At 34.0% G+C, this 21,056-nt stretch carries 26 protein-coding genes; 10 read left to right on the forward strand and 16 right to left on the reverse strand.

Going from position 1 to position 21,056, the window contains the following annotated elements; genetic code table 11:
* Positions 1–392: 392 nt before the first annotated feature.
* Together I5818_RS20210 and I5818_RS20215 are read right to left on the reverse strand one after the other, a co-directional pair.
* Positions 393–1,163: a prolipoprotein diacylglyceryl transferase gene (locus I5818_RS20210; RefSeq protein WP_078110680.1), complete on the reverse strand. Its 771-nt coding sequence runs from the start codon at positions 1,161–1,163 to the stop codon at positions 393–395.
* Positions 1,164–1,553: 390 nt separating this feature from the next.
* Complete coding sequence (locus tag I5818_RS20215) at positions 1,554–2,336, reverse strand: putative protein N(5)-glutamine methyltransferase (protein WP_390883607.1); 783 nt, start codon at positions 2,334–2,336, stop codon at positions 1,554–1,556.
* Between the two features lie 224 nt (positions 2,337–2,560).
* On the opposite strand from I5818_RS20215, the gene I5818_RS20220 reads away from it, so the two are divergent.
* Positions 2,561–2,992, forward strand: coding sequence for an HTH domain-containing protein (locus I5818_RS20220; protein ID WP_058006219.1), 432 nt, complete (start codon positions 2,561–2,563; stop codon positions 2,990–2,992).
* Positions 2,993–3,207: 215 nt separating this feature from the next.
* Here I5818_RS20220 and I5818_RS20225 read toward each other — a convergent pair whose 3' ends face one another.
* The 7 genes from I5818_RS20225 to I5818_RS20255 form a co-directional block, all read right to left on the reverse strand.
* Positions 3,208–3,744, reverse strand: coding sequence for a nucleotidyltransferase domain-containing protein (locus tag I5818_RS20225; protein ID WP_058006220.1), 537 nt, complete (start codon positions 3,742–3,744; stop codon positions 3,208–3,210).
* 45 nt (positions 3,745–3,789) lie between these two features.
* Positions 3,790–4,299, reverse strand: a complete 510-nt coding sequence (locus I5818_RS20230) for a GNAT family N-acetyltransferase (RefSeq protein ID WP_209391807.1) — start codon at positions 4,297–4,299, stop codon at positions 3,790–3,792.
* Positions 4,300–4,786: 487 nt separating this feature from the next.
* Positions 4,787–5,197 carry a DUF1572 family protein gene (locus I5818_RS20235; RefSeq protein ID WP_313902903.1) on the reverse strand — a complete coding sequence of 137 codons (411 nt, stop codon included), beginning with the start codon at positions 5,195–5,197 and terminating at the stop codon, positions 4,787–4,789.
* A gap of 506 nt (positions 5,198–5,703) precedes the next feature.
* Positions 5,704–6,054, reverse strand: a complete 351-nt coding sequence (locus I5818_RS20240) for a VOC family protein (RefSeq protein ID WP_078110840.1) — start codon at positions 6,052–6,054, stop codon at positions 5,704–5,706.
* A 95-nt stretch (positions 6,055–6,149) separates the two neighbouring features.
* Complete coding sequence (locus I5818_RS20245) at positions 6,150–6,713, reverse strand: GNAT family N-acetyltransferase (protein ID WP_078110841.1); 564 nt, start codon at positions 6,711–6,713, stop codon at positions 6,150–6,152.
* Between the two features lie 301 nt (positions 6,714–7,014).
* Positions 7,015–7,614 (reverse strand): hypothetical protein, encoded by a 600-nt coding sequence (locus I5818_RS20250; RefSeq protein WP_078111528.1) that lies wholly within the window; start codon positions 7,612–7,614, stop codon positions 7,015–7,017.
* 258 nt (positions 7,615–7,872) lie between these two features.
* Complete coding sequence (locus tag I5818_RS20255) at positions 7,873–8,733, reverse strand: LysR family transcriptional regulator (protein WP_078111151.1); 861 nt, start codon at positions 8,731–8,733, stop codon at positions 7,873–7,875.
* A 183-nt stretch (positions 8,734–8,916) separates the two neighbouring features.
* On the opposite strand from I5818_RS20255, the gene I5818_RS20260 reads away from it, so the two are divergent.
* The 6 genes from I5818_RS20260 (at position 8,917) to I5818_RS20285 (ending at position 12,811) form a co-directional block, all read left to right on the forward strand.
* A complete protein-coding gene (locus tag I5818_RS20260) occupies positions 8,917–9,306 on the forward strand; it encodes a tautomerase family protein (RefSeq protein ID WP_071977593.1) in 390 nt (129 codons plus the stop codon).
* Positions 9,307–9,334: 28 nt separating this feature from the next.
* Entirely contained in the window at positions 9,335–10,420 is a 1,086-nt protein-coding gene (locus tag I5818_RS20265) for an NAD(P)H-dependent flavin oxidoreductase (protein ID WP_078111152.1), read from the forward strand.
* 292 nt (positions 10,421–10,712) lie between these two features.
* A complete protein-coding gene (locus tag I5818_RS20270) occupies positions 10,713–11,132 on the forward strand; it encodes a MarR family winged helix-turn-helix transcriptional regulator (RefSeq protein ID WP_078111153.1) in 420 nt (139 codons plus the stop codon).
* Positions 11,133–11,150: 18 nt separating this feature from the next.
* Positions 11,151–11,543, forward strand: coding sequence for a rhodanese-like domain-containing protein (locus I5818_RS20275; protein WP_058006232.1), 393 nt, complete (start codon positions 11,151–11,153; stop codon positions 11,541–11,543).
* A gap of 5 nt (positions 11,544–11,548) precedes the next feature.
* Positions 11,549–11,983, forward strand: coding sequence for an EVE domain-containing protein (locus I5818_RS20280; RefSeq protein WP_078111154.1), 435 nt, complete (start codon positions 11,549–11,551; stop codon positions 11,981–11,983).
* A gap of 435 nt (positions 11,984–12,418) precedes the next feature.
* Entirely contained in the window at positions 12,419–12,811 is a 393-nt protein-coding gene (locus I5818_RS20285; protein WP_078111155.1) for a hypothetical protein, read from the forward strand.
* A 255-nt stretch (positions 12,812–13,066) separates the two neighbouring features.
* On the opposite strand, the gene I5818_RS20290 is transcribed toward I5818_RS20285, so the two are convergent.
* Positions 13,067–13,297, reverse strand: coding sequence for a hypothetical protein (locus I5818_RS20290; RefSeq protein ID WP_078111156.1), 231 nt, complete (start codon positions 13,295–13,297; stop codon positions 13,067–13,069).
* Positions 13,298–13,666: 369 nt separating this feature from the next.
* Here I5818_RS20290 and I5818_RS26395 point away from each other — a divergent pair, with 369 nt between their 5' ends.
* On the forward strand, positions 13,667–14,392 hold the full coding sequence (locus I5818_RS26395; protein WP_078111157.1) for a metalloregulator ArsR/SmtB family transcription factor: 726 nt from the start codon (positions 13,667–13,669) through the stop codon (positions 14,390–14,392).
* 34 nt (positions 14,393–14,426) lie between these two features.
* On the forward strand, positions 14,427–14,795 hold the full coding sequence (locus I5818_RS20300; protein WP_058006236.1) for a DoxX family protein: 369 nt from the start codon (positions 14,427–14,429) through the stop codon (positions 14,793–14,795).
* Positions 14,796–15,223: 428 nt separating this feature from the next.
* On the opposite strand, the gene I5818_RS20305 is transcribed toward I5818_RS20300, so the two are convergent.
* Together I5818_RS20305 and I5818_RS20310 are read right to left on the reverse strand one after the other, a co-directional pair.
* Entirely contained in the window at positions 15,224–15,652 is a 429-nt protein-coding gene (locus tag I5818_RS20305) for an NUDIX hydrolase (protein WP_209391808.1), read from the reverse strand.
* Positions 15,653–15,955: 303 nt separating this feature from the next.
* Positions 15,956–16,420 (reverse strand): VOC family protein, encoded by a 465-nt coding sequence (locus I5818_RS20310; RefSeq protein ID WP_078111158.1) that lies wholly within the window; start codon positions 16,418–16,420, stop codon positions 15,956–15,958.
* 155 nt (positions 16,421–16,575) lie between these two features.
* Here I5818_RS20310 and I5818_RS20315 point away from each other — a divergent pair, with 155 nt between their 5' ends.
* A complete protein-coding gene (locus I5818_RS20315) occupies positions 16,576–17,010 on the forward strand; it encodes an Lrp/AsnC family transcriptional regulator (protein ID WP_058006238.1) in 435 nt (144 codons plus the stop codon).
* 592 nt (positions 17,011–17,602) lie between these two features.
* Here I5818_RS20315 and I5818_RS20320 read toward each other — a convergent pair.
* From I5818_RS20320 to I5818_RS20335, 4 genes are all read right to left on the reverse strand, one after another.
* On the reverse strand, positions 17,603–18,178 hold the full coding sequence (locus I5818_RS20320; RefSeq protein ID WP_058006245.1) for a nucleotidyltransferase family protein: 576 nt from the start codon (positions 18,176–18,178) through the stop codon (positions 17,603–17,605).
* A 298-nt stretch (positions 18,179–18,476) separates the two neighbouring features.
* Positions 18,477–18,626 (reverse strand): hypothetical protein, encoded by a 150-nt coding sequence (locus I5818_RS20325; RefSeq protein ID WP_173720062.1) that lies wholly within the window; start codon positions 18,624–18,626, stop codon positions 18,477–18,479.
* A 397-nt stretch (positions 18,627–19,023) separates the two neighbouring features.
* Positions 19,024–19,953: a DNA/RNA non-specific endonuclease gene (locus I5818_RS20330; protein WP_071977578.1), complete on the reverse strand. Its 930-nt coding sequence runs from the start codon at positions 19,951–19,953 to the stop codon at positions 19,024–19,026.
* A 514-nt stretch (positions 19,954–20,467) separates the two neighbouring features.
* Complete coding sequence (locus I5818_RS20335; RefSeq protein ID WP_078111531.1) at positions 20,468–20,944, reverse strand: anthrone oxygenase family protein; 477 nt, start codon at positions 20,942–20,944, stop codon at positions 20,468–20,470.
* Positions 20,945–21,056: the final 112 nt, after the last annotated feature.

A 21,056-nucleotide genomic window follows, 5' to 3' on the forward strand; every position in this document is an offset into this window, starting at 1 on the left:
TAGTTCTAATACTAAAAAGAGAATGGACAAAGACCTTGAAAAAAACCCTTATGACCAAAGAAATAACCTACCTCCACCAGGGGCAGGACCGTTTTAAACTAGAAGATAACTAAAAATTGTTTTCGTATTTGTTCTTTTATATAGGCACGACTATCGGCTTTTACGCCTAATAAAGGTAGTTTCATGAAGTTTGCAGCTCTTTTTTCAGAGAAAGGTACAGAGATGACGATTCTATCTATTTTTAATCAAATTTTGATGCACACAGTTTTTATTAAATAATTGAACCCGTTTTGATTGCATAAAACTTTTCAGGATTATATGGGGTGTCACACTCAACCAAGCCTCCTGTCCACTACGGATAAGAGGCTTGGTTTTTAGGTCAATTCTAACATTTATACATTTTTACCGATAAATCTATTTTGGTTATGTGACATGACTAGGAAGATGCCGGTCACGAGCATAATCATGAGTGCGATAAATTGCGAGGTTGAAAGTACCCCCACTTGACCTCGAATAATATCTCCTCTGAAAAACTCAATGACAAATCTTCCAGTGCTGTAAAGAATTAAATAGATGCAGGAAACGAGTCCGGGTTTTTTCGTTCTTTTCGCCAAATAAAGCAAAAGGATGCAGAGAGCAAAGCTAAACACACTCTCCATGATTTGAGTGGGTATTAATTTAACATCATTCGGAGCAATGTCAGAGTGGTGAAAGGTCATTCCCAGAAAGCTGTGTGTTTCTTCACCATAACAACAGCCTGCGAGCAAACAGCCGATTCTTCCAAACCCCTGTGCTAATGCAATGGAAGGTACAAAAAGGTCCAGGTGCTGTAGGAATTTAATATTTTTCATTTTGCAATACACTAAACCAGCCAAAATACCGCCAATAATTCCTCCGTATACAACAAATCCTTCCCCAAAGTTCAGAAGGATGCTAGGATGACTAATAATATTTGGAAATTGAGTAATCCAATACAACAGTTTTGCTCCAATGAATCCACCAACTAGTCCCCACACGGTTAGTGAAAAAATATGCGATAATTCAAATGGACGGTTTGTGGCTCGATGAACAAGGAGTCGGTATGCAAAAAATATACCAAGCGCAATCATTAATCCATACCCATAAATAGTTACTGGCCCAATTTTAAGAAGCTCATTGTACATGTCCTCTCCTCCTAAAAAATTATTTTTTGGTTCAAGTTTTTAGAAATTATTTGTTTTCTGTTACATAAACCTAATTTATCTCTTTATTTCCTATTAACCATATACAATTTTACACTTAATTTATCAGAATAAAAAAACTACTTTCAGAAACATAGTATAGTAATGGCTTGTTTTTATCAAACTTTATCTCTAATCTACAAAATCCCCACCGCTTTATATGCATATAACCATATTTAGCAATGACAACAAATACCACTCTTCAACACTACTGCACTTTTAGTCAAAAAAAAAGAGCTACTGACCCTCAATAGTTCTTCATCTCATCCTCCTTTTCTTTTAACTACAATCTTCTTTGTTATGTTTCCATTCAACACGCAGATGCCGAAACATTCAAAGTAATGATTTGGTTCCAATGACAACTGTTGCATCCAGTTCTTCTTCCTTTACTACTTTTGTTGTTAATCCAACACTAGTAAAAATTTCATAAGCATAAGGTGCTTGCATTTCACTGGTCTCTATCAATAGGTTCCCTCCCTGTTCAAGCCAATAGGGAGCTTCTTCCACCACTCTTCGTAAGATAGTCAAGCCATCATCTCCCCCGTTTAAAGCAATATTGGGTTCATGAACACGAGCCTCAGATGGTAGCCGTTCTATTGCTTTTGTGGGAACGTATGGAACATTAGCAACCAAAATATTTATTCGACCTCTTAGCACTTCTGGTAATGCATTAAACAAGTCACCTTTAAGAACATTTCCACCGAATTTTGATACGTTTCTCTTTGCACATTGGGTTGCAATGGAATCGATGTCAGAACTATATAAAGTAATTTCTTTAAGAGCAGCTGCCAGAGCTGCACCTATAGCCCCTGATCCACAGCAAAGATCAACGATCATATCACCTACACAAGCCAATTTTTCAGCTTGATGAACAAGAAATTCAGTACGACGCCGAGGAATAAAAACTCCCTGTTCCACTTCTATTCGTAAACCACAGAACATTGCCCATCCAACGACATATTCAAGAGGTATTCCCTTAGTGCGCATCTCTACCTTTTTTAAAAGGTCCGGTAAAGATTGTGCCTCTGAAATAAGCAGTTGAGTCTCCTCTTCTGCAAAAACACAACCCGCACTCCGTAGCTTGTCGACAATAGATTCTAAGATTTGATCATCCACTATTATATTTTGCTTTTCCCCTATGCCTCTCACCCTTTTTCTTCTTAATTACTCATTAAATACGCTAAAATTGATGAATATCCTTCTTTCTTAGCAGCACTAAGATACTAAAAAAGTTTTTTCATTCGATAGCCCCTCTCATAGTGTTTATTTTTTCCAAAACGAAGTATATACTATCACGAGGGAAGATTCCGATATTTTTATATTTAAGGAGATTGATTTCGATGACTGGATATTTTGGAAATTCAAGTATGTCCAATAAAAATTCTAATGTTTATAAAGAAAAGCTCCGGATTTTATCAAAAAACTTTAAATTAACACCTGAACAACTATCAAGGTTATTTAATATCCCTATAAGTAAAATAAATAATGTAAAAGACGAGGAAATGACAAATAATGAAAAGGAAAAAATAGAATACATTTCCGCTATGTTGAATTATGGTCTTCCAGGTATGGAAGCAAACGAAAGAGTACAAATATTGTTAGATACATTAATTGAAGAGTTCCACTTATCTATTAGCAATATAGCTAAAATGATAAATGTAGAGGAGGATGAGCTTTTAACTTTTAAAGAAAATGGATCAATAAAAAAGGAAATAGAATTAAAAATATGCGTTAATCTAGTCATGCTTAATTTTATACTAAATCAAAAATAAGCATTCGCTTTATAAATGCTCATTTATTTTTAATTAGGCAAAGAATCCCTTTTTATCTTTTTCTTCTTCAGTGATGGCTAATACTAATAAGGGATGTATAACAAAATTTACTCTATTGTCTAACTTTATTTTCTTTATCAAAAAATTTTTTAGGGTCTGTATAAATTTATTAACTGAAAAAATAACACCTTATATCCAATACTTTAAATACATTCCTACTTAAAATCCGATATTAAACGGTATAATATCTTTTTACTTTCTGCATCCTTTTGACGATGTGGTCGACCAATTTGTTCATATACTTCTTTTTCTTCCAAAAGCTGTTTTGGGTTTAAGATATTTGCCGATATTCCATGCAACATGTAACTTTGGGATAGCAGGGAATCTTTTCGCCAAATCCATTCAGGCAACCCGTTCATTATAAGATTCCCATCAACGGAATGGGTGATATAACAATATGTGACTTCCACATTACCCTTTCTGAAATCAGACTGCCTATTTTGAAATTCCTTTTTTACAGGAATCTGCTCATAGCCTACTTTTACAAGTTCTTTTTCTAAGCGTTCTCTATTTTGTATCCAAGTGACTAAATCAATATCATCATGTGACCGAGTAATCTTGCCTAGCAGAAAATCAATGGCCCACCCTCCACGTAACCAGAATTCGATTTCAAGTGCTTCACAAATTTTACTCATCTCACCCAATACTTTTAATTGTGACTCTGTTTGTTCATCTAAAACATCATGTGTCATGAGAAACCTCCTATTAATCTAAGAGTCCTTGATTGTTAGAATAACTTACATTGTCCACATATAAAAAAGAAACTTTATACTCTGTCCATTGAAGGTAAAATCTTCATCGCTTGTTTCTATATACTTAAAACCGTTTTTCTCCAAAACTTTTTGAGACGCTACATTAATATCCGTTGTCTTTGCTAATAATTTTTTTATACCTGTCGTATCTATAGATTCTAATAATAGCTTTAATGCTATACTAGCTACCCCTTTTCCACTACACTCTTCTGCCACTCTATAGCCTATGTGACCTAATTGCTTTACTTTATCAATATCTACTAAGTTCATTCTCCCGAGAATTGAACCTTTCTTGTTCTTAATTAAATAAAAATACGATAACCCTAAAGCTTGTTCATCCAGTAATTCTTTATGTCTTATTTTAAAATTCTCAAAGTTATAGTAATCCTCTCCTCGACTCGGTACCATTTTTTCAAAAAAACCACGGTTATCAAGTTCAAATTCATATAATTTCTTAGCATCTTCATCTTTTAATTTTTCAATTGTAATATCCACAATAACTCACCACCGCTTTAAATGTTTACTCCTACAAAATATCTATTTTCTATTTATATTTGAAATTAACAGTAACAAATGATAATAAATATTTGATGCGATAAAGCCGTATATTGAATATAAAAAAACTTCCATATGATATATATTATTATTTCGAATAAGTAATATAAGAAAAATAAACCCAACGAATTTACCAAATAATGAATATAATCCGAGTCCAACAAAATATCTTGTCCAGACTGACTTGCAATTAGATTTCTCAATTAGCTTATCAATAAAAATTGAAAGTGGTAGTCCTACAAATGAATAAACAGGTCCAGCATAAATCATAACTAAAATTAACGTTTCAAAAAAACCAAAATAATAAACATTAGGTTCCCGTTGAGAACTGGGAACATATGAAATCCCAGAAAATATTGTTGAGAATAAAATCACAGATAGGGTTACTGTAATAAACCTATTCAACTTTTCACCATTTTTTTAGTTGCTACCTTTCCATTAAATTCTTCGATCCATTCTTAGGAATACTTAATATAGTCCAATCTTTATCCTTTATTTGCTTCCCAATGTAAAGAATTTGTCCCAAATGATAACTAATATGAACCAATTCAGTTTGAATTGCTTGAAGAACACTTAAAGGCTGTTTCCTAAGGGTAACCGTTTTATTTAAATCCTCTGGTTTAAGATTTTCTATTGTATTAAAAAGTAATTTCCATCCTTCTTCCCAACTTTTCATTAGACATTCTTTCGTTTCATTTTTATCTACAAATTCTAAATCTCTATTTCTATAAGGTTTTTCCCCATCAGAGGTCAAAAAATCTACCCATCTAGAGTGCATATTCCCACTTAAATGCTTAATGATGATTGCAATACTATTGGACTCTTCAGTGTAATTCATCTTCAGATAATTGATGTATCCCCTTTTCTGCCCGTTCTTTAAAGTGTTTTAATTGCCCAATTATAATAGATAGGTATTCTTTTTCAAAGCTGCTCAAACCTATCCCTCCTTTTTTTCTCGATGTGCTGCAACCACATAATGAAACATAATCCGTTAGCTTAATATCTTCAACAAAAGAAGCGTTAATCCTTCTTCGATTAACCCCTCCGATACTTTTATTGTTTTTTTCACAAGCCCATCTCACTTCAAGAAGTTTAATCATTTAAATCATATGTATCTATGGGTTTATACACTCCAGATGGATAATAGAGTGGAAGTGTGAAGGCAAAAAAAAGCAACCTAGGAAAATGAATTAGTTGCTTTTTAACCTCAACCACCTGCACTAGAATGTGATCCTGGATCATGGGAAGGTGGATCATAATTTCTAAATCTCCATTCAACATATGATTATTTTTGTGCTGTCTTCTTCAATTAATGTGCTGGATATAAGAATGTTATCGGATTCTCTATAAATGGGTAAGAATATTGACTAGCTTTCCGAATGGATCCCTTACATAAAAACGCCGAACTCCCCATGGCTCATCAACTGGCCCATACTCAATGGGAATCTCCGCTTCTATTACCCTAGTTAATGCATGGTCAAGATCATCAACTTCAATGGACAAATCGGGAACTGGTGTCCCGGAGCCTCCTTCTGAAAGAAAGCTAATCTGAATGTCCATTTTCTCATATGATCCATAGGTTGTAATAAATCCCATATCCATCAGTTGATCAAGCCCAAGTACTTCCCCGTAAAAGTACTTTGCTTTAGAGATGTCCTTCGTCTCAACATTATAAACAATTCGTTTGACCTTCATCTTTTCACTCCCCTATCGTTTTGATGTCCAATTTTTATTCCACAATCTAGACGTTTGTTGAATAATTCCAGCTTTGAACTCAAGCCCTTATTAGCTTAATAAGCATGTTTTTCTCTGTTTATCCAATTTTCTCTTGTTAATTTCATATTGATAGAGTCAATCCATTTTCCTTCAAACTCTAGGTCGTTTTCATCAATACTTTCTATTTCAAACCCAACCTTTTCATAAATATATTTAGCTCTTGGGTTGAAGTCAAAAACACTTAAGGTTAGTTGGTTGAGTGTAGTGCTTTTAAATACATAATCAATTATGTGCTTAGTTGCTTCTGTTCCTAACCCTCGATTCCTTCCCCTTGGACCAATAAGTATCCTAAAATTCATACTATGACTATTTTCATCGTATAAATTGACCACTACCTCTCCCACTAAAATGCCCTGCGATTTGTCAACAATAGCTAGATCCAAGCGATCGGTTTGTTCATTTCTTGTAGAATACCATTTGAGAATGGATTCTCTATCGAAATCCGAACTGCTTCCTGTCAGTTTTAATACCTCGGGATCCTTTAAGCATTCCTCTATATAAGGAAAGTCTTCATCCTTAAAAGGTCTGAGAACAACTTTCTCCCCTTCTATTAGTGGTTTATGACTTAAATCCACCATTTCACTCACACTCCCCTATTTCAAGTTAACATTTACCCGCATTAGTCTGTACGTTAACTAACCACCTGTTAAATGAATAACTTCAACAAAAATAGTGTGAATCCTTCTTTCACTATCATTCCCATTAACTTCAATCAGAAAAAAGCATCCCTTGTTAAAGGAATGCCCAGTTAGTTTCAGTGAAAATCCTCATAATTTTTCTACCTGAACATCATCTACTCCCTTGCTATGTAGTCGTATCTCTAAAAGATGCCTTCTCACTAAAGAAAAGCTTCCGAATATTACATAATCCGGTTTATGTTTATTCAGTCATTAAACTTTCTTTTGAATTTGAAATATATCGATATGTCTCTTCCCCAACTTTTTTATTGTCAAAAGCAACCGCATTTACGAATATACCCTCAACTTGGAATTCAGTTGCTTTTATTGGCTTATTGGCACTAAATAAATAGTAAGAACCATCACTTATGTATGAGTTAATAAATTTTATAAACATCGGGGAAGAAACTGATTTTATAAATGTATTAGTTTCTTTGTTTTGCAAGGCACCTACGGAAAACTTGATTACATTGTAAGGAATAATATTTATCCCTTTTTGCACTTCTGTTAGTGGATTACTTTTAAGATTTAATACATACTGATACTCTTTTTTATTGCTGTTGTAATATTCTTGGATGTTATAACTTATATTGTTTATTGCTGGATTTGGAAGTAATTCACTAGATTTAGTATAAGAAATCGTTTTTTCCTTAAAGTTATCTAAGTTCTTAACTTTTAAGGTTGACACCGACTCCTTATTCACTTGTTGGACTGTTTTTTTGTTTATTTCACACCCTGAGGACACTAAAATAATAAAAACTACTAAAAACAAAGCTGCAATTTTTCGAAACGCTAAAATCATTGGGATCTCCTTTTCAAATATTTTATTATTATTGTTAAACTAATTGACTTACAACCGTTTATTTGAATATAAACTATTTCAATGCCCCATATAGAAATACCTTCTATTTAATTAAATGACCCAAATCTCCCCTTTCTTTCAATAAAAAAAGAGCTGCGGATCTCTGCCCCCCATACTTGAAGTACAACATTTCACAAACTGATTGTTTAAGCGACGATGTCCCAATATTATTTTTTATAAGTTTATAAAACAGCTCACCTACTCACCAATCATATCTATAAATTTTATTAAGGATGTAGGTACATACTTGTCTTTTCGATAAATGAATACTGTTTTTACTTTTCCATATGAATTCGGAATTGAATGTTCTCTAAGGATCCCGTCTTGTACATGCTTTGAAACAACACTCTGTGGAAGCATACTTATGCCTAGTCCAGCTGCTACACAGCCAATTATTGCATCTAAAGTGCCAAATTCCATTATTTTATTTGGAATTACCTTTTCTTGCTGTAACCATTGTTCAAGTTTTTCTCGATAAGAACATCCCGCATGAAATACAAGCAAGGTCCTTGTTTGAATATCTTTAAAGGAAGAAATAGGAGGATGAATGGTATCTGTAATAATCACCAATTCCTCATCAATTAATTCCTTTTCTTTCAACTCGGGGTGCTCAATAGGTCCAGCCACAAATGCCCCATCAAGTTCATACTGCAAAACTCCTTGAATATTTTGTACAGTAGAGCCCGTTTTTAACGTTAAATCAACATCTGGAAAGTCTTTGTGATACTTTGCAAGCAGGTTGGGTAAACGAACTGCTGCAGTTGTTTCCATCGACCCAATCATTAACGGCCCTTTTGGGGTTTGGTCATCGCTCATTACACTTTTTGTTTCTTCTATAAGGTCAAATATTTTTTCCGTGTATGTTAATAGTATGCTCCCCTTGGCTGTTAAAGCAGTTCCACGATTATGTCTATAAAATAAGGTAGTTTGAAGATCCGATTCCAACTGCTGTATTTTCATCGTGATATTAGATTGTGCGTATTGAAGTTTTCTTGCTGCCTGTGAAATACTCCCTAACTTTGCCACTGCTTGAAAAATTTCTAATGTATGCAAATCCAAAATAATCTCTCCCAATTTTGAAAGTTAGCTATCAATAAAAGTGATACCAAATATCATTTTTATGTATTATACCAAATAACAAAAAAGCTATATGATTTAAGTATCTTACATTGTTAAATGGGGGTAATCTTTGTAAAAAGAGACATTCTAAAAAGATTATTCAATTTGAAGGGAGATCTCAACATGCCATTATTACGCTTTGATTTGATAGAAGGTAGAAGTGAAGAAGCGCTAAAAAAATTATTGGATTCGGCTCATCATTCGATGGTTGAAGCTTTCCAAGTACCTGAAAGTGACCGTTATCAAATCGTTCATCAACACCCGCAGCATGAACTCATAATTGAGGATACAGGATTAGGATTTAAAAGAAGCAAAGACCTTGTAATTATTAGTATTGTTAGTAAAAAAAGAACCGTTAAACAAAAAGAAGCCTTATACTCACTTCTAGCCCAAAAGCTTGAATCTGAATGTGACATCTCACCACAAGATTTGATTGTTTCTATAACAGAGAACAATGATTCCGACTGGAGTTTTGGACTAGGTGAAGCACAATTTCTAACAGGCTCATTATAGAGTAAAAAGAATGACGAGGTGCAAAATTATGTTAAACAATAAAATGACAGAACTATTGAAAGTTAAATATCCAATTATACAAGCTCCAATGGCTGGTGGAATAACTACTTCTGCATTAGTCGCTGAGGTTTCAAATACGGGAGGTCTAGGAATGATTGGAGCTGGGTATTTGACCCCAGTTCAAACGCGAGAACAAATTAAGGAAGTAAAGCAACTAACATCAAACCCTTTTGGTATTAATTTATTTGTTCCTAATGAATTTAAAGTGACAGAGAATGAAATTAAATCAGCAAACCAGTTCTTAAACCCCATTCGTCAGAAATTGAATTTGGAACAAAAGGAGAACATGGAAATCCCTAATTATAAAGATGTTTATGAAACATTTATAGAGCAAATTAAGGTCGTAATTGAAGAAAAGGTCCCTATTTGTTCCTTTACATTTGGCATTCCTTCAAATGAAATCATTGCTGAATTAAAACAGGCAAATATTATTCTAATTGGAACCGCTACAACCGTTAGAGAAGCAGTTGAAAATGAAAAAGCAGGCATGGATATTGTTGTTGCTCAAGGTAGTGAAGCTGGTGGACATCGAGGGAGCTTTATGAATGGGTCACAAGAAAGTTTGATTGGTTTAATGTCATTAATTCCACAAGTTGTCGATGATGTAAACATTCCTGTTGTTGCTGCTGGAGGAATTATGGATGGGAGAGGATTAATGGCTTCAATTTGTTTAGGAGCAATGGGCGTACAAATGGGGACGGCCTTTTTGACTTGTATCGAAAGTGGAGCAAATAAGGTTCATAAAGAAGCGATTCTTAATGCTAAAGATGAGCAAACTGTTTTAACTCGTTCATTTTCTGGTAAATGGGCAAGAGGAATAAAAAATAAATTTATTTTAGAAATGCAGAATCATGAAGCACTCCTACCAGATTTCCCAGCTCAAAATACATTAACCCAGGATATTAGAAAGACTTCCAGTGCACAAAAAAATCAAGATTTCATGTCACTTTGGTCTGGTCAAACTCCAAGATTAGCCAAGAATCAAAACGTCAAATCATTAATTACAAACATTATGGCAGAAGCAAAAAAGTTAAGTTATATGGAAGCAAAATAAATTCTAATGGTTACAAAACCTAGCTACAAAAGCTAGGTTTTTGCGTATGACAAATTACCATATAACGGAAACAACTTTATTACAAAGGAAGCGTCGAGTTTCTTATAAACTTAATACTTAACAATGGATGAATATGTACACTGTTCCAAATTTTATTTGTAATTACAGAATGATTGAAGCTTTGTTTCGTGAAATAGTCATTTTACTGAATTTATTTACTTGATTTCCGAAAATTAATCAGTTAAACTGATTATATATCAAGCTGATTAATTTTGGAGGTGTAAATGAATAATTGGAAAAGTGGAATCAATCTTATGGTTTTTTACTTGGAAAGGTTCTTCAAAAAATGGAAACGAATTTCGTTGAAGGACTTTCCCCATTTGAAATTAATGCTAGACAATATGGAGTTCTTTTATTTATCGAAGGGAACCCCTACTCTTCACAAAAAGATATTTCTGAAAACCTACAAATCGACCGAACAACAATGGTTAGTCATATTGACCACTTAGAAGGTTTAGGGTATGTAGAGAGAACGAGGAATCCAAATGACAGAAGATCTTATAGTCTATTGATTACGGATAAAGGAAAAGATGTATTGGATTCACGTTGGGAGTTTTTAATCCATACAGAATTGGAAGTTTTAGCCCCTTTAAGCGATGAAGAAAAACAATTATTGAAGGAGCTCCTTATTAAAGTTTGGACTACTCTATAAAACTGGAGGTAACTACTTATGAATGCACTTGAGTATTTTAATGCACGTCTAGAAGCAACCATTAGCCCTATGGATTATTTGAAATTGGCATCAACTGATCCTGATAAATACTTTTTGATTGATGTAAGAAATGGTCCTGATCATGTAAAAACATTAACAATTAAGGATGCCCATATTATTCCTCAACAAGAACTGCAAGATCGTTTAGATGAAATACCGAAAGATAAGGAAATTATTGTTTACTGTTGGGATGTTTGGTGTAACACTGCTGCCAAAGTTGCCTCATTTTTATTGGAACGTGGCTATCAAGTGAAAGAACTGACTGGTGGAATTGCGGCATGGAAAGAGATGAACTTTCCTATTACGGATTTGACTCAAAATGATCACATTTCTGATAGCTGTGGGTGCTAATTCTAGTGGAATCGAATAGGTATTGGATTGGTGTTGCATCACGAGACCATGTAATGAATGCCGTTCAGGGTGGATTTGCACAGCTTTGTCATGGCAAACAAGAACCTTTAAAAAGGATGCATACTGGTGATTGGATTATTTATTATTCCCCAAAAGTGAAATTTAAAGATAGTGCTCGGTATCAGAAATTTACTGCTATTGGAAGGGTTATAGATGATGTTATCTTTCAGTTTGAATCAGGAAATAACTTCTTTCCTTTCCGAAGAAATATAGATTATATTTCTTGCAAGGAAATACCCATTCAACCATTCATACCTCAACTCTCTTTTATTAAGAGTGCAAAGTACTGGGGTTATTCTTTTCGACTTGGCCATTTCGAAATAAGTGAAAAGGATTTTAAACTAATTGCAGAAAGAATGATCAACGAAAAAGGAGATTAGAATATTCTAATCTCCTTACTTTTTTTAGTTTAAAATACCCATATATTCTTCAACTAAACTCCCTCAATAAAAAAGGTATCGACCCTTCTCGGTTATTATATAATGACAAACATTATAATGGTAATGAATAGTTAACTCTTTTTTCGATAGTAGAACAATATCTATCATTGAACCCAATTCGTTACTTCACCAATTCAGCAACCCGTAGAGTACATAAATTCAAATATTGCTTTTCCAAAATATGAATAACAGGCTTCACGTAAAAATACATTCCAATTAGACACCATTTTATCTCACAACTTTAGGATGAAACCTACCATGATGTTAGCTTTGTCTAACTCTTACAAGTATAGTGAGACTAACAGTAAGCTACTTTACATTTTCTAATTGGTATATAATAGTGTGAAGAAATTTTATAATAACGGAGGGTATTGAATGAAAATTTTGTTTGATGAAACATACACTTCAGATGACGGAAAATATACAAGTAGGAATATTTGGTATGGATATGCGGATATATCTGTTGACGGTCAGCATGGAAAAACCATTAAGCTTAATGAAGATTTTATGGTTCAATTATGCGAATTAGTAAAAAATGACTTATCTAATAATACAGAAAATGTGCCTACTCAAACTAACTGGTATTTCTATGGAAGTGCTGTAACTAAGGACGCTATTGGAGACAATATTCGTCCGACAATTATGGTTCGTGAGAAGTCTGGAGAGTTTATTACTAATTTTAATATCAGTGACCACGATTTTGCTGTAAATATTGATGCTATTCTGTTGTTTAAGGCGGATTTTGAAAAACGTTTAGCAAGTCATTGATGAATATTACCAGTATAAGCATGTTCAAACTATTTGAGGGGATGATTTCTAATGAATTCATTCTCCTTTTTCATGTGGTGGCAGTCTTTTTGTGTGGAGGAAAAGGTCATTTAATAATAAAGATTGTGAATAATAGCATTTAAATTAAACTGTGCCTTTAGCTAAACAAGCAAAAGAGTTGGAAATACGCTATTATATATTTGTTTAAGAGAAGACCCTTGCACTTCGAGAGATCTCCTATGCTGTATATACCATTCAGTCCTTTGAAAAATATTCCTTGCATAAGATATACAAACCTATTATCCAAACCCCTATTAAGAACAAAATTAAATATTGCAAGTGAAAGCGTGTAATAAAATTAAAAATAAGCCATTTCTTATGATATCCGTCATAACTCAAAACATATTCCATAATACCGTTGATAATAGGACTTAATCCAATTGAAGCTGATAACATTAACGAGAACCCAAGTAATGGTTTCCTCATATTTTCCCCTCCTTGCTTATAAAAAAGTTTAAAATATTTTCTACACTAACTAAATTTACATTATCAATTTTTGAAGTCATGTTAAAAATTCCACACAATAAGCTATTTTCCCTTCTTCGACTAACCTGCCCATTTTGTGTAACCAGATTACTATTACTCTATCTCCTCGTAAGACCATTAACCCCAAAAAATCCACTTATTAGATTACTTTATTTTTGTTAGAACAACCGTCTAAATAGAATTGTCGAAAAATGTAGTAAATTCACACAAAGTTTATTTTGACTGGACACGATTTGGTGTCGTATTATTAATTTAAATTAAGACACCAATCGGTGTCCTATTAAATAAAAAAATTAGGAGGAGGGTGTAGTGAAAGAGAAAAGCGAAACAAGGGATGTTTACGACGCTGTTGCTGATCCTACGAGACGCAAGATACTGGATTTGTTAGCAAATAGAGAAGAAATGCCTCTCCACGAACTAACTACGAATTTTCAAATGGGCCGTACGGCAGTTTCAAAACATTTGACCATACTCAAGGATGCTGGACTTGTCATTAGCCGAAAAGCAGGCAGGGAAACAAGATATCGTCTAAATGCCTTGCCACTTCAAGAAATTCAAGATTGGGTAACATATTACACAAAGTTTTGGAATGATAAAATAATGCTTCTACACCAACTATTACAGGAGGAAGAAGAAATGCATAAAGTTTCATTAGATTTTCAGTTTAACTATTCCATTGACCGTGTATGGTTAGCATTAACAGACTCAAATATTCTAGCAAAATGGGTAATGGATAATGATTTTAAACCAATCGTAGGACATAAATTTCAATTCAGAGCTAAGCCGAATAAATTGTGGGATGGCATTGTCAACTCCGAAGTACTCGTTGTTGATCAACCAAATAAACTATCTTACACTTGGATAACCGCTGGAGAAAGCACTACCGTTACATGGACATTGAAAGAAGCAGATGGAACTACGTTCTTACATCTCGAACAAACTGGATTTGTAAATCAAGGGCATGCGTATCATGGTGCCAAACAAGGATGGGTATTAATGGGTGATAAACTTGAACAAGTGTTAAATGAACTGTAAAACAAATTTTCTATAACACTAGGAGGAATTCAAGATGATTATAGTTTCTGTAATTCTTCAAAGTTTGTTGGTTTTATACTATGTTTTCTCAGGTGTTGCTAAAATCATAGGGGCTAAATATTGGGTTGATATATTTAAGCAAATTAAGCTTCCTCAATGGTTTCGTGTCGTAACAGGGTTTGTTCAATTAATTGGAGCAATCCTACTGATCATCGGTTACTGGATTGGAGGTCCTGTCGCATGGGCAGGTATCTTGCTTGGAATTACCATGATCATGGCATGCTTTGCACATATTAGAGTCAAAGATTCGTTTGGCAAAACAGCACCAGCCCTTATGTTTGCTGTCTTAAATATCATTTTAGTAATCCTAAATGCAGATTATTTGCAACATCCTTTTTCATAAGATTAGTGAATAGCCAACACCCGAGGTCCGTATGTGCCCATCTTAGTTCATTGTATTCACCAAGTCTCGGATAGATGTTAATCAGAACGTTTGTTGAAATCTTCTACTTCTTGTATACATGTTCATTATCTAGTAAATACGCATAGCTGATTGCACCCCTAATTGAGATATAAGCATTTATCAATGGCGATGGGAGCAAATAGACAGGTTAGAATCTGTCGCTAATGAATTATATAATAAATGACAAATTAAAATTTTAAAATAAGAAAAAAGCCGAATATTCAAAGGTATTTCGGCCTTTTTCTTATTAGGTTGTGAAAAATTGAACTTGTGATATAGCACAAAAAAAGCTGATCAATTCATTCTATAATTGAATAAAGAATTTTCAGGAGCATTTCCCTTTTTAGTTAAATATGAAAGGGGCCGCTCTAGCGGTAATAGGATGGTATATCTTCTTTTATGTAGTTAATAAGAAAATCTCTATCTTCAGGGAAGGTTAATTCTAAAGACTGTATTTCGTCTAAGGTTTTCCAGGCAATATCATAAATAAGATTATCAGGGTCTTGTAAATTCCTTTTTCCACCCACAATATTTACTAAAAAATAATGGACTTCAGCAGATATATCGAGATGTTCATAAGTCATTTTCTTAATCTTAATTTCTTCAACCATTTCAACTGAATATCCCGTTTCTTCTTTAATTTCTCTAATACAGCACTCTTCGAATGTTTCTTCGTGTTCTTTTCCTCCCGATGGAATAGACCACGTTTTTTTCTCTTCAAGTTTTCCTTGTAAAACCATCAGTAATTCAGCGTTATCATTTAAACATATCCCTGCTGCACCAAACCATTTTTCCATATTTATACCCCCACAAAAGAAAAGATATTGTATCACTTCTTCATTTTTAGGGGAATTCCTTCTTTCAATATCCCGCCTCTTTGGTCGAATAAGAAAAAAAGAGTTGAAAAAAAGCCCTTCTCATTCGATAGAGGATAATTCTTATTTAACTAACGCCCCCTTTTGTTTAAGTACGTTTCTTCACAAAATGACCTCATTCATTACAGGAATGTTGTCCCGTTACCAGCATAAAAAAGAAGTTGTTCATAAACAAACAGCGTCAGTCTAGGATGAGAAAAAGACTTATGCCACTAGCTTATCGAACTACTGCATTGAACTATAGGACTCTATATCAAAATCCACATCCTGAATAAATTCGATAACCTCCCCATTAGGACTGTGGACTAGAGCGTTTCTGATAAGTAGAGGAGGATCTCCGAGAGTGAGATTGCCTGCTTCCACATAAGGTTTTGCCCCATGAGCAAGTGCCGTTTGAAACGCTTTGTCGACATCTTCCACATAAAACGCTAAGTGAAGCATAGCTCCGTAAGCAACTTCCTCTTCCGTCCGTGCTTTCTTCCCTTGTGCTGGAATGACAGCATCGTCATCAAAAACTTCGAGACATGTTCTGCCGTCGGGAGAGATCAGCATCGAAGCTTCCTTGATTTGAAACGAAGGCAGACTCCAATGATGGCCGCGCTTAAATCCCAATACTTCAATGTAGAATTGGATTGTGGCTGGATAATCTTTTGCTTGAATTGCAATATGAGCAAGGCCCTTATTATTCAAAAATCATTTCCCCTTTCTGATGAATTCAGTATAGAATAGTGTAAAGAGAAAATACATACATTAAAAAAGGAACGAATTGCTTTTCACTTTCCAAAAATAACGAAAATCCAATAGATTTTTTCATTTTTGAAAATATGCATCAGGAGGAATCATATATGGAAGATTGGATGGATGAGACTGACTATCACATCATGCGCCTTTTACAACAAAATGCACGTATCTCCATTTCACAAATTAGTAAAGAGGTATCCATGTCCCAGCCCTCGGTAAGGGAACGAATAAAAAGGCTGGAGGAGAAAGGTATCATTGTGGGTTATACGGCAACATATCGTCATCAGGCACTTGGCCGAGGGACCACGGCATTCTTTCTTATTAAGACAGAGCAATGCCAAGCACTGGTTGATTTTTGCGAACGAACTCCCGCTGTAACTGATATGTATCGAATTAGTGGTGAATATAATTACATGATCAAGGTGCAAACTGCATCCATAGAGGATATTGGGCAATTTCAAGATTCTATCATAAAGTTCGGTCCATCCAAATCCCTTATCAGCTTGAAAAACCTGATTGAGAATCGAATTCTACTATAATCTACATTCTCAAAATATGGGGATTCCAATTTTGCTAACCAAATGAACTTGGATGATGAAAAAACATAGCTAAGAGAAGGCTCTGTTAACTTACTACTAAATTAAGTAAATGAGTATAAAATACTTTCGAATTATAAATTATTTGTTGACCTATAAGCCAAGCAAAAGGAATTAAATCATATGATTTTACTCATAAAAGAGAAGCTCGCTCGGTTATCACGAGCTTTCCAAAGTAAATTACAAAGCTATATGTTAAGTAATGACCTTAAGCTTTATGAATAGCTTTTCTTTGAAGAGTGTCGCCACATTAGTTGCGACACTTTTTGCTCACTGGCTCATAAACAGGGCTTTGAAGCCATACTTCTAACCCTTTCCAGATATAAAAGATGGGGATTACGGAATTCTATATAAAATTTGCGATCCTAGATGCCAGTAGAAATATGTTATTTCATTGATTCTATTTTCTTTCAGCTAATCTGCCCCTTGAGTCGAATAAGAAAAAGCCACCAAATTGGCAGCTTGATCTTCAGCACCCTATAGCTTAAGTACAGTCCTTCACAAACTTGAATACATTATCCTAAGAACCTTTCGTTTACCAAGGGACGATCTGGAGCTTCGGCCACCTTTTTTTCCATTTGTTAGCTTTATTTTCGAAAATCTCCTTAGTCACTAGCGATTTATTTGGCCTTACTACCATTGAAAATAAATCATCTAAATGGTAAGGTGCATAAATCTTATGTAGACCATTTTTCTCTATTCTTATTCCCAAAGCAGTTGCAGTGGTTGGCCAGCTATCGATTGCTGCTTCAAGAGAGGGGTATGGTTTTATGGGAAAGCCAAATTTGCTTTCATACCAAAGATGTACCCTTGCTTGATTTTTAACGTCAAAATCAAATTGATAGTCCCAAAGTTTACTTTCCAGTTTTTGTATTAGTTTCTTTTCACTATCGGATCCCAGATCATCCTCGTCATAATAAACGATATCGATATCAGAAATGCCATATTCAAGCGGATAACCAGAGATATCATTCCAAATAGTATTTGTTATACATCCTGCACCAACATAGTATTCAAATGGCAAATTTAAATCTTTTAGGGTTTGTAAAACTTTATTTATTGGTTCACTCTTCGAAATGGTCCTTACTAATAAGTCTTCATATATATTCATATTTATCTCCTAAGTATCCATTCATTTTATATCTCTATTATTCGACAAATAAAAAAACTTTACCTTCTTCCACTATACTGACCCTTTAGTCGAATCAGAAAAGCAACTGCTCTTATTGAACAATCGCCCCCGTTACTTTAAAAGTACATTCTTTCACAAAAGTTAGCTCAAATAGATTTTATTTGAATGCGTGTATATTTTCGATGAATATAATGTTTCTTAACTATCGCAATTGAAAAAAGAACTTCGAATAAGAAAAACATAGGGAGATTTTAGTCTTCCTATGCTTTCATTCACATTATTTATCTGTTTGTTTTTGCTTCTTTTTCAAATACTCCTCACGAATTTTTTCAAGTTGCTGCTTTTTATCAAATTTGGCAGGTGTATGTTTTTCATGAAACTTCGTCACAGCTACCTGACCTTTATGATCCAATTGATATTTTCCCATTTTGTTCACCTACTTTTCTAGTCTTTAAAAAGAATCTATTCAACAAATATAATATCCCTTATTGAAATAAACCTTATTACTTTATTAGTGTACTGCTAACTATACATATATCAATCAGAAAAAACATTAAAAACTTAGTAAAATAAAATATTGTTTCTTGCAAAGTCTTTTTACTACTTGTTTGAAAAATCTACACCCTCAATATTTCTCTCCAAAAAACAACCCTTGTTATTACCTTTCCACTTACATCTATCTAAATCCAACTATTACCTTATTAAACTAACTTGACCCGTTAGTTTAATAAGAATAGCGACGCTTTTTCAACAATCGCATCCGATTGTTTCGGTAAAGTCATCCGTTTATTTCATTCAATTACTTTACCTTGAGTTCTAGGTGCTTATTCCCCTACCATACCGTCGTGATCATTATCATGCATATATGGGTATAACCAGTGATCACTCGTTATTGGCATGCTATAACCTGCTGCTTTTGCTTCTTTAATTGTTACTTGACCATTTCCATCTGTATCTACACTAGAAATATCTTCAGTGCCATTCAAAGCATTGGACTTTTTAGAACTTGTTGACTTATTTGAGTTAGTTGATTTACGTTCAGTTAATCCTAGAGATTTATTTATTTCATCAGGGTTTCCGTTATCAAACTCATCTACAATTTTATTCCCTTTTAAAGTGTAAGTGTACTTGTAATGAGATGGAATCTGCGTTTCCGTATTAGGATATGTGATTATTGCTTCAAAATTAGTAGCTCCACCAGCTTTACGAATAGCGTCTTCCATATATGCTTGATCACCATGTCGGTTAAGCGTACTATCTTGTGGCGTAATATTATAAGCATTTGATACCCCACCAAGAGAATCTGCAATAATATGTCCTTCATCTAAATCTGCTCTTTCGACACCAGGAACTTTTGCCTCATCAGCGTAGTATCTGCCAGACGATGTTACAGGTTCAGTACGATCATCCTGTAGAACGATTTTGTTAGCAATGACACGGACTACTTGCCCGTGCTCATTCGTAAAGGACCAATACTCTCGGTCCCCAAAACCAATGTCAACGACGACGTTAGGTTCGCGATGTCCAGACAAATCACCACCATCAACTTCAATTAGTTTGTAACCTTTGAACAGTTGATCTTTTGATTGAGTTGATGTTTCCTCAGTCGTAGTTTTTTCTTTTCCACTATTTTTTGTAGTTACTTCTTGTGAATCGGCTTTCCCATCAGTATTCGATACATTTTCTACGTTAGTACAACCAACTATAAAGATGGCAGCTAGAAGTAAGATTAAATAGCTTATTTTCTTTTTCATTTTAGGACTCCTTATCATTTTTTTACTAAACATTCTAGAGATCTTTGAATAAAACATAGATTAACATTGTTAACCTATTTAAAATAGTATATTACAATATTAATTTTATTACAGTAGATACTTAGTTCGAAATATGTAGTGTTAAATTCCAATAAAGATTAGTAGAGTCCATTACATTATACTTTTCAAATATAAAATTTAGCTATAATTGCTTATGGCGGAATCACTGCTTTTTACAATCTTACCTATAGTATTTTATCAATAATCAGTTTTAAAAAAGATGTTATTTAGTAATATTGGTCCTAGTACTGAAAAAGGCACAATTCCCATTCACGAATTGCGCCTTTTTGTTTTTTATAAAGAACTCAGGAACAAAAAATTATTCTTCAACAAACCTGCCCCGTTTGTTGAAGAATAGATACGGTCTGTTGCTTATGAATTTCCACAAAAATAAGCGTTCATTCTTAAAAAAAGAGTGTTAACCCTTCTTGGATTAATGCTAGCTGTTAGTTTATTACAGCGCTAGAATAAATAATACCATCGCTGCAAAACTTGCTAATGTTCGAATGTGGTTCCATATCGTCCATTTTGACAGATAATCTTTCCATAAAGTTAAACTTTCTCCCTCCTTAGTATCAACACGAGCTAATGCATCATTTAGAGGAACATTGCGTACAACCGTGACTAGAAAACTACCAACAAAATATAGCAAACTTCCAGCAAACAAAGGAATGGCATTTGCACTTTCCCAATTAAAAATAGAATGGGTTATAAGTAGTATAGTAACTAAAGCTGTTCCCAAAAATACAGTTAAAAAAGATCGGTTTAGTACCACTATATTAATGGACTGCATCGCAGCAATTCCCTGCTCATCCGGTAGCCGAGCAAGTGCTTTCATAACAAATGAAGAAAATGCGAAGAACACTCCAGCAACCAAGCCTGAGCCCATAGCTCCAAATAAGATTACACATGGAATTAATTGGTTAATCAAATCTCATCATCCCACACATTATAAATCATCTACTTATTTTAAATACTTTTATAATTCGGTAGAAAATGGTAAGGTTCCTTCTTTAACTCCCTCAATAACTAATAACTATTCC

The organism is Heyndrickxia oleronia, assembly GCF_017809215.1.
Taxonomy (GTDB): Bacteria; Bacillota; Bacilli; order Bacillales; family Bacillaceae_C; genus Heyndrickxia; species Heyndrickxia oleronia.

Excerpts from the sequence above, each read along its gene's own strand:
- I5818_RS20290 (WP_078111156.1), bottom strand. The coding sequence starts at position 13,297 with ATGAGGAAACCATTACTTGGGTTCTCGTTAATGTTATCAGCTTCAATT.
- I5818_RS20305 (WP_209391808.1), bottom strand. The coding sequence starts at position 15,652 with ATGGAAAAATGGTTTGGTGCAGCAGGGATATGTTTAAATGATAACGCT.
- I5818_RS20240 (WP_078110840.1), bottom strand. The coding sequence starts at position 6,054 with ATGAAGGTCAAACGAATTGTTTATAATGTTGAGACGAAGGACATCTCT.
- I5818_RS20245 (WP_078110841.1), bottom strand. The coding sequence starts at position 6,713 with ATGGTGGATTTAAGTCATAAACCACTAATAGAAGGGGAGAAAGTTGTT.
- I5818_RS20250 (WP_078111528.1), bottom strand. The coding sequence starts at position 7,614 with ATGATTTTAGCGTTTCGAAAAATTGCAGCTTTGTTTTTAGTAGTTTTT.
- I5818_RS20210 (WP_078110680.1), bottom strand. The coding sequence starts at position 1,163 with ATGTACAATGAGCTTCTTAAAATTGGGCCAGTAACTATTTATGGGTAT.
- I5818_RS20315 (WP_058006238.1), top strand. The coding sequence starts at position 16,576 with ATGGAAGATTGGATGGATGAGACTGACTATCACATCATGCGCCTTTTA.
- I5818_RS20285 (WP_078111155.1), top strand. The coding sequence starts at position 12,419 with ATGAAAATTTTGTTTGATGAAACATACACTTCAGATGACGGAAAATAT.
- I5818_RS20265 (WP_078111152.1), top strand. The coding sequence starts at position 9,335 with ATGTTAAACAATAAAATGACAGAACTATTGAAAGTTAAATATCCAATT.
- I5818_RS20225 (WP_058006220.1), bottom strand. The coding sequence starts at position 3,744 with ATGACACATGATGTTTTAGATGAACAAACAGAGTCACAATTAAAAGTA.
- I5818_RS20300 (WP_058006236.1), top strand. The coding sequence starts at position 14,427 with ATGATTATAGTTTCTGTAATTCTTCAAAGTTTGTTGGTTTTATACTAT.
- I5818_RS20320 (WP_058006245.1), bottom strand. The coding sequence starts at position 18,178 with ATGAATATATATGAAGACTTATTAGTAAGGACCATTTCGAAGAGTGAA.
- I5818_RS20260 (WP_071977593.1), top strand. The coding sequence starts at position 8,917 with ATGCCATTATTACGCTTTGATTTGATAGAAGGTAGAAGTGAAGAAGCG.
- I5818_RS20235 (WP_313902903.1), bottom strand. The coding sequence starts at position 5,197 with ATGAATTACACTGAAGAGTCCAATAGTATTGCAATCATCATTAAGCAT.
- I5818_RS20325 (WP_173720062.1), bottom strand. The coding sequence starts at position 18,626 with ATGGGAAAATATCAATTGGATCATAAAGGTCAGGTAGCTGTGACGAAG.
- I5818_RS20220 (WP_058006219.1), top strand. The coding sequence starts at position 2,561 with ATGACTGGATATTTTGGAAATTCAAGTATGTCCAATAAAAATTCTAAT.
- I5818_RS20330 (WP_071977578.1), bottom strand. The coding sequence starts at position 19,953 with ATGAAAAAGAAAATAAGCTATTTAATCTTACTTCTAGCTGCCATCTTT.
- I5818_RS20275 (WP_058006232.1), top strand. The coding sequence starts at position 11,151 with ATGAATGCACTTGAGTATTTTAATGCACGTCTAGAAGCAACCATTAGC.